At 72.5% G+C, this 8,062-nt stretch carries 6 protein-coding genes; 5 read left to right on the top strand and 1 reads right to left on the bottom strand.

The annotated features are described in order from the left end of the window. Positions 1 to 156: 156 nt before the first annotated feature. Positions 157 to 2,730 (bottom strand): aminopeptidase N, encoded by a 2,574-nt coding sequence (pepN, locus tag IG78_RS0117600; RefSeq protein WP_030564164.1) that lies wholly within the window; start codon positions 2,728 to 2,730, stop codon positions 157 to 159. 282 nt (positions 2,731 to 3,012) lie between these two features. On the opposite strand from pepN, the gene IG78_RS0117595 reads away from it, so the two are divergent. The 5 genes from IG78_RS0117595 (at position 3,013) to IG78_RS0117575 (ending at position 7,934) form a co-directional block, all read left to right on the top strand. Next, the gene (locus tag IG78_RS0117595; protein WP_051852723.1) at positions 3,013 to 3,984 is read left to right on the top strand and encodes an ABC transporter substrate-binding protein; all 972 of its coding nucleotides are present in this window, start codon (positions 3,013 to 3,015) and stop codon (positions 3,982 to 3,984) included. After that, on the top strand, positions 3,981 to 4,889 hold the full coding sequence (locus tag IG78_RS0117590) for an ABC transporter permease (RefSeq protein WP_078965220.1): 909 nt from the start codon (positions 3,981 to 3,983) through the stop codon (positions 4,887 to 4,889). The genes IG78_RS0117595 and IG78_RS0117590 overlap by 4 nt, the downstream gene beginning before the upstream one ends. Beyond that, positions 4,886 to 5,695: an ABC transporter permease gene (locus tag IG78_RS0117585; RefSeq protein ID WP_030564157.1), complete on the top strand. Its 810-nt coding sequence runs from the start codon at positions 4,886 to 4,888 to the stop codon at positions 5,693 to 5,695. The genes IG78_RS0117590 and IG78_RS0117585 overlap by 4 nt, the downstream gene beginning before the upstream one ends. Before the next feature lie 146 nt (positions 5,696 to 5,841). Continuing rightward, positions 5,842 to 6,648, top strand: coding sequence for an ABC transporter ATP-binding protein (locus tag IG78_RS0117580; protein WP_030564155.1), 807 nt, complete (start codon positions 5,842 to 5,844; stop codon positions 6,646 to 6,648). Then, positions 6,645 to 7,934, top strand: coding sequence for a flavin-dependent oxidoreductase (locus IG78_RS0117575; RefSeq protein WP_030564153.1), 1,290 nt, complete (start codon positions 6,645 to 6,647; stop codon positions 7,932 to 7,934). Before IG78_RS0117580 ends, IG78_RS0117575 begins: the two co-directional genes overlap by 4 nt. Positions 7,935 to 8,062: the final 128 nt, after the last annotated feature.

Raw genomic sequence — 8,062 nt, 5'->3', positions numbered from 1 at the left:
GTGCGGGGTAACGGGTGGGTGGGTGGGAAGCATCCGCCGCGGAGCGGCGGGCCAGGAATGGCCCCCCGCCACAGCGGCGGGCCAGAAACGCCCCCGCACAAGCGGCCCCGCAGGGGGGCGGCCCCCCCGGAGGGGAACCGCCCCCCGGAGGGAGGGTCAGGCGTCGGCGGACTGGGCCCGCAGGGCCCGCTCAACCCCCGCGCGCGACTCAGTGATGAGTCGCCGCAACGCGGCGGAGGGCTCAGCGGACTTCAGCCACGCATCCGTCGCGTCCAGCGTCCCCGCGGACACCTGGAGCGCGGGGTACAGACCCACCACGATCTGCTGCGCCATCTCGTGCGAACGGGACTCCCAGACCCCCGCCACGGCGTCGAAGTACTTCTGCGTGTACGACGCGAGCAGCTCCCGCTGATCGGTCTGGACGAAGCCGGAGATCACCGCCTCCTGCACGGCGTTGGGCAGCTTGTCGGACTCCACGACGGAGGCCCAGGCCTCGGCCTTGGCCGCGGCGGTGGGCCGAGCGGCCCGAGCCGCGGCCGCGTGCCGCTCACCCGCGGCCGTACGGTCCCGCTCGAACTCCGCCGCGATCCCGGCCTCGTCGAGCCGCCCGGTCGCCGCGAGCCGCGCCACGAACGCCCACCGCAGCTCGGTGTCCACGGCCAGGCCGTCGATCGACTCGGAGCCGTCGAGCAGCCCTTCGAGCAGCGCCAGGTCGGACTCCGAGCGGGCGGTGGCCGCGAACGCCCGCGCCCAGGCGAGCTGGTGGTCGCTGCCGGGCACGGCGGCCCGCAGTTGCTCCAGGGTCGCCTCCGTCCAGCGGGTGAGCAGCGCGTCCCGGTGGGCGGGGGCCGCGTACAGGTCGAGCGCGAGCTTCACCTGGCGGTGCAGCGACTGCACGACGCCGATGTCGGACTCCTTGCCGATGCCGGACAGGACGAGGGAGAGATAGTCCCGCGTGGGCAGCTCCGCGTCACGCGTCATGTCCCACGCCGACGCCCAGCAGAGCGCCCGCGGCAGCGAGGCCTCGAAGTCGCCGAGGTGCTCGGTGACGAAGGCGAGCGAGTCCGCGTCGAGGCGGACCTTGGCGTACGACAGGTCGTCGTCGTTGAGGAGGATGACGTCGGGCCTGGCCCGGCCCACCAGCGCGTCCACGGCCGTCAGCTCGCCGTCCACGTCCAGCTCGACGCGCTCGGTGCGCACCAGCTTGCCGGTCGCGGCGTCCCGGTCGTACAGGCCGATGGCGATGCGGTGCGGGCGCAGCGTCGGCGCGCCCTGCGCGCCCGCGGGCAGCTCGGGGGCCTCCTGCTTGACGGCGAAGGAGGTGATGGTGCCGGAGGTGTCGACGTCCACGACCGGACGCAGCACGTTGATGCCGGCCGTCTCCAGCCACTTCTTCGACCAGGTCTTCAGGTCCCGGCCGCTGGTCTCCTCCAGGGCGCCGAGCAGATCGCTCAGCCGGGTGTTGCCGAAGGCGTGCCGCTTGAAGTACGCCTGCACACCGCTGAAGAACTCGTCCATGCCGACGTAGGCGACGAGCTGCTTCAGGACGCTCGCGCCCTTGGCGTACGTGATGCCGTCGAAGTTGACGAGCACGTCGTCCAGGTCACGGATGTCCGCCATGATCGGGTGCGTGGACGGCAACTGGTCCTGCCGGTAGGCCCACGTCTTCATGGAGTTGGCGAACGTGGTCCAGGAGTGCGGCCAGCGCGATCCCGGCGCGTACGCCTGGCAGGCGATGGAGGTGTAGGTCGCGAACGACTCGTTCAGCCAGAGGTCGTTCCACCACTCCATCGTCACGAGGTCGCCGAACCACATGTGCGCCAGCTCGTGCAGGATCGTCTCCGCGCGCGTCTCGTACGCGGCGTCGGTGACCTTGGAGCGGAACACGTACTGGTCGCGGATCGTGACCGCGCCCGCGTTCTCCATCGCGCCCGCGTTGAACTCCGGCACGAAGAGCTGGTCGTACTTCGCGAACGGGTAGGCGTAGTCGAACTTCTCCTGGAACCAGTCGAAGCCCTGCCGGGTGACCTCGAAGATCGCGTCCGCGTCCAGGTACTCCGCGAGCGAGGGACGGCAGTAGATGCCGAGCGGCACGCTCTGGCCGTCCTTCTCGTACGAGGAGTGCACCGCGTGGTAGGGGCCGACGATCAGGGCCGTGATGTACGACGAGATGCGCGGCGTGGGCTCGAAGACCCACACGTCGCCGCCGGGGCCCGTGGGCTCGGGCGTCGGCGAGTTCGAGATCACCGTCCAGCCGCTCGGCGCCTTCACGGTGAACTGGAACGTGGCCTTCAGGTCCGGCTGCTCGAAGGAGGCGAACACACGGCGCGCGTCCGGGACCTCGAACTGGGTGTAGAGATAGGCCTGCTGGTCGACGGGGTCGACGAAGCGGTGCAGGCCCTCACCGGTGTTGGTGTACTCGCAGTCCGCGACGACCTTGAGTACGTTGGCGCCCTCGCGCAGGTGCTTCAGGGCGATGCGCGCGTCGCGGAAGGCCGCGGCCACGTCCACGGAGTGCCCGTTCAGGACGATCTCGTGGACGGCGGGGGCGACGAGATCGATGAAGGTCTCGGCGTTCGCCTCGGCGCTCTCGAAGCGGACCGTGGTCACCGACCGGTATGTCCCTCCCTCCTGCGCTCCGGAGAGGTCGAGATCGATCTCGTACGAGTCAACGGTGAGCAGCTTCGCCCGCTGCTGCGCCTCTTCGCGGGTCAGATTGGTGCCGGGCACGCGGTCATCTCCTCGGTACGACTTGCGTAGTTTCTGCGATGTTTCTCGCCATCCTTGCATGTGGCGTGGCGGCCCGGGCCGAGCCATTGTTCTCAGGTCGCGCGGCCGTTAGCATCCGCGCGTCGGCTCGGGCCGGAAAGCGGTCCGAAGCGGCCTGGAGCGGCGGCGTACGGGCGGGGGCGGATGGATGTGACAAGGGGTGCGAGGGGTGCGCGCGGTGTCCGGTTCCCGCGCGGGCCGCGAAGACCGCGGTCGGCCCACGGGGCGGCACGATTACGCGGAGTGACGATACCGGCCCTCGCCGTCGTGCTGGTCGGCGCGGTCACCGCCGGGTGCGGCGCGTCCGGGGACTCCGGCGGCGGACCCGCCGACGGCAAGGGCCTGGAGAAGACCCGGATCACCGTCGGCACCATGCCGGTCGCCGACACCGCGGCGCTGCAGATCGCGATCCGCAAGGGCTTCTTCAAGGCGGAGGGGCTCACGGTCCGCACGACCACCCTCAGCGGGGGCGCCGAGTCGGTCGGCCGACTGCGGGCGGGCGCCATCGACGTCTCCTTCGGCAACTACGTCTCGTACTTCCTCGCGCACGCCAACAAGGCTCTGGACCTACGGATCGTGTCCGACGGCTTCCAGTCGGCGCCCGGCACGCACGCGGTCCTCGTACCGAAGGACTCGCCGGTCAGCTCGCTGAAGGACCTCGAAGGCAAGAAGATCGGCGTCAACACCAAACGGAACATCAGCGCCCTCCTCGTCCAGAAGGCGGGAAAGGCGGAGGGCGCCGTCTTCGACGACGACAAGGACTTCGTCGAGATCGACATGCCGAACATGGGGACCGCCCTGGAGTCCGGCAGTGTCGACGCCGTGCAGGCCGTCGAGCCGTTCGTCACCGCGATCGAGAAGTCCGGCGCGGGCCGGGTCGTCGCCGACCTCGGCAAGCCGCCCACCGCGGGCTTCCCGATCGCCGGCTACGCCAGCACCGCCGCGTTCACCGAGAAGAACCCGAAGACGGTCGCCGCCTTCCAGCGCGCCATGTCCCGCGCCCAGCGGCAGGCCGGCAACCGCTCCAACGTCGTGGCCGCACTCCCGGACTACACGAAGATCACCACCGAGGAGGCCGCCCAACTGCGCCTGGGCGGCTACCCCGTGGCCCTCGACCCGGCCCGGCTGCGACGCGTGGTCGAACTGATGCGGGAGTTCGGCTACGTGAAACAGGAGATCGACGTGGAACCACTCCTCGTGCGCACGGCGCCGTGAGGCCGACTGCGCGCCCCCGTCCGGGCTCCGGCCCGGGGTCCGCGGCGCGCACCCGCCCCCGTACCGGGTGGCTGACCGGAGCCGCCGGGCGCGCCCGGCGGCTGACCCAACGCGCCCGGTGGCTGACCGGACGCGCCTGGGGGCGGGCCCTCCTCGGCGCGGTCGGGGCCGTCGGCACGCTGCTGCTCGCCGAACTCCTCGCCCGCAGCGGGGTGTTCGACGCCCAGGCGCTGCCGCCCGCATCCTCCGTGCTCGCCCGCGCCGCGGAGATGGCGGTCGACGACGGGTTCCTCGGCCACCTGTGGACCACCGTCTCCGCCTGGCTCGCAGGCCTCGCCGTCGCCGTCGCCCTCGCGGTGCCCGCCGGACTGCTCCTCGGCTCGCTGCCCCGCCTCGACACCGCCGCCCTGGCCGTCGTCGAACTGGCCAGGCCCGTGCCGTCCGTCGCCCTGATCCCGCTCGCGATCCTCGTGTTCGTCGAGCCAGACCGGGTGGAGCGGTCCCTCGTCTGCTACGCCGCGCTGTGGCCCGTCCTGCTTCACACCCTGTACGGGCTGCGCGACGTCGACCCCCTCGCCAAGGAGACGCTGCGCTCCTTCGGGTTCGGGCCGCTCGGGGTGGCGTGGCGGGTGTCGCTGCCGAGCGCCGGACCCCATGTCGTCACCGGCGTGCGGATCGCCGCGTCGGTGGGCCTGATCGTGGCGGTCAGCGCGGAGCTGCGGGCCGGGGGAGACGGCGGGCTCGGCGTGTATCTCCTTGGCACCCAGTCCGGGGGCGGGCGCCCCGACCTGATGGTGGCGGGGGCCTGCTGGGCGGGCGCCCTCGGCGTTGCCGCCAACGCGGTCCTCGTCCTGGCGGGGCGCAGGCTCTTCCCGCGCCGGGCCGAGGCGGGAGCGGGCCCGTGACCTCACGACCACGCCGGGCCCTCGGCGCGGCCCTCGCCCGCGGATGGCTGCTCGTCCTGCTCCTTCTCGCCTGGGAGGCGGCGGCCCGGCGAGCGCAAGACCTGTACTTCCCGCCGCCGACCCGGATCGTGCGCACCATGCGGGAGTTGTGGTGGTCGGGGCCGCCGTCCCGACTGTGGCTCAGCGACCTGGCCGTCGACGACTTCGTCCCGAGTGTCAGCCATCTGCTGCTCGGCTGGGCGCTCGCCGGGGTGGCGGGCATCGTCGTGGGCGTCGGCGTCGGCCTCTCCCGGGTGGCGTTCCACCTCGCCGACCCCGTGCTGCAGTTCGGACGTGCGGTGCCACCGCCGACGCTCATCCCGTTCTTCATGGTCGCCTTCGGGCTCGGTACGTCCATGCAACTGGCGGCCATCGTCTTCGGCGTGGTGTGGCCGGTGCTGCTCAACACCGCTGACGGGGTGCGGTCCGTGGAGCCCTTGCAGCTCGACTCCGCCCGTGTCTTCGGCCTCGGCGGGTGGGCCCGGCTGCGGTACGTCGTACTGCCCGCGGCCGCGCCGAGGATCTTCGCGGGGCTGCGGGTCGCGCTCGGCTTCGCGCTGATCCTCATGGTGATCGCGGAGCTGATGGGCTCCGGCGAGGGCATAGGCTCCCGTCTCAACGCCGCCGAACGGGAGTTCAGGCCCGACCGGTTGTGGGCGGGGATCGTGCTCCTCGGCGCCGTCGGCTGCGTACTCAACGCGCTGTTCCTGCTCGTCGAGCGCAGAGTGCTCGCCTGGCACCGGGGCGCGCGGCGCACGATCACCTAGACCTGAAGGACCGCGACGGCAGGACCGGCCGGATCTCGCGGGACACAACGGGAACGCCCGAGGCCTTCGGGCACTCACATCACGTAGACCGCACGGCAGTCGGCAACAGCGCAACAGGGCAACAGGGGGAACAGGGGGAACAGGGGATGCTGGACATCGCGGGTCTCAGCCATCGGTACGCCGACGGGCACCAGGCCGTCGAGGACGTCGAACTGCACGTGGCACGGGGCGAGTTGGTGAGCATCGTCGGCCCTTCGGGGTGCGGCAAGTCCACGTTGCTGCGCTGCGTCGCGGGCCTGCAACGTCCGAGCGCGGGCGACATATCCGTGGCGGGCAGAGCCGTCGACGGTGTGCCCGACGACCTCGCCGTCGTCTTCCAGGACTACACGCGCTCGCTCTTCCCCTGGCTGACGGTACGGGACAACGTTGCCCTGCCGCTGCGCCGCCGCGGCCTCGACCGCGCGGAGCGCCGCGCGCGGGCCCTGGCCGCGCTCGCGCAGGTCGGCCTCGACGGCACCGCGGGCAAGTATCCGTGGCAGTTGTCGGGAGGCATGCAGCAGCGCGTCGCCATCGCCCGCGCGCTCGCCTACCGGCCCGCGCTGCTCCTGATGGACGAGCCGTTCGGCTCCGTCGACGCACAGACCAGGGAGGACCTGGAGGACCTGCTGCTCTCGGTGCGCGGCGGCACCGACGGCCCCGGAACCGACGCCCCCGGCACCCCCGCTCCCGGAACCGAAGGGATGACCATCCTCCTCGTCACCCACGACATCGACGAGAGCGTGTACGTCGCCGACCGCGTCGTCGTCCTCACCGGCGCCCCCGGCCGTGTGCACAGCGAACTGCCCGTCGAACTGCCCGCGCCCCGCGACCAGATCGGCACCCGCGCCCTGCCCGCGTTCGTACGCCTGCGCACCGAGGTCGGGCGGGCGGTGCGACGCCCGTGCACGCCATGAACGCCCCGCACGCGAGCGTCGACGTCCTGATCGCGGGGGCGGGCATCGGCGGACTCACCGCGGCCCTCAGCCTGCACGCGGCGGGCATCGGGGTGCGGGTCGTCGAACCGGCCCAGGTGATCCGGCCCCTGGGCGTCGGCATCAACCTGCTGCCGCACGCCGTCCGCGAGCTGACCGAGCTCGGCCTCGGCGACGCCCTTGCCGCGACCGGCCTGCCGACCGCCGCGATGGTCCACTACGACCGGCACGGCAACCGCATCTGGGGTGAGCCCCGCGGCCTCGCCCTCGGCTACCACTGGCCGCAGTACTCCCTGCACCGCGGCGCCCTGCAGATGCTCCTGCTCGACGCGGTGCGCGCCCGCATCGGCGAACGTGCCGTCGTCACCGGCACCTCCTTCGTGCGCTACGCCGAAACGGAGGGTTCCCTGCTCCGGGTGGTCCTTCGCGACCTGGCGCGCGGACGCGAGCACACCGTGCCGGTGCGGGCCCTGATCGGTGCCGACGGGCTCTACTCGACGGTGCGGGCGCGGCTGCACCCCGGGGAGGGGCCGCCGCTGTGGAACGGCATCCGGATGTGGCGCGGCATCACCGAGTGGGAGCCCGTGCTCGGCGCGCGCACCGTCACCGTCGCCGGCAGCAACGCGCAGGCCAAGCTCGTCGTCTACCCCATCTCGCGGGAGGCCGAGGAGCGCGGGCGCGCGCTGCTCAACTGGGTCGCCGAGGTCCGGGTTCCGCCCGACCACGGCGCCATGTCCGGCGCGGCCGACTGGAACCGCGGCGGGCGCCTCTCCGACGTCCTTCCGCACTTCGCCGGGTGGCGGATCGGGGACCTCGACGTGCCCGCGATGTTCGCCGCGACCCGGCGGATCCTGGAGTACCCGATGGTCGACAGGGAGCCCCTGCCGCACTGGGGCCAGGGGCCCGTCACCCTGCTCGGCGACGCCGCCCACCCCATGTACCCGGTGGGCTCCAACGGCGGTTCGCAGGCGATCCTCGACGCCCGGGTCCTCGCCCGCTGCCTGGCCGTGCACGAGCCCGACCGGGTGGCCGGGTTGCGGGCGTACGAGGACCTGCGGCGCGCTGCCACGGCCGCGCTCGTCCTCGCCAACCGGCGGATGCCCGCCGACCGGCTCCTCCAAGTCGTCGCCGAGCGGGCGCCCGAGGGGTTCCGCCGGGTGGAGGACGTGCTCACCGGGGAGGAGGTCGCCGAGCTCGACGCGGCGTACCGGTGGACGACCGGGACGGATGTGGCGGAGTTGAACGGTCGGGGGTCGTGGGGGGTATAGCGGCCTTCGCGGGGCGCCCAAGTCCCGCCCCTTCCCGCAACTGGGGGGCCGCCCCAGACCCCGCTCCGCGAACGCCGGAGGGGCTGAAAAGAACAAGCCTGCTCCGGCACACTTCAGCCCGTCCGGCG

Origin of the sequence: Streptomyces aureocirculatus (genome assembly GCF_000720475.1) — a bacterium.
GTDB classification, from domain to species: domain Bacteria; phylum Actinomycetota; class Actinomycetes; order Streptomycetales; family Streptomycetaceae; genus Streptomyces; species Streptomyces aureocirculatus.
The sequence above is the reverse complement of the archived record's forward strand: the minus strand, read 5'-3'. Positions and strand labels throughout refer to the sequence as shown.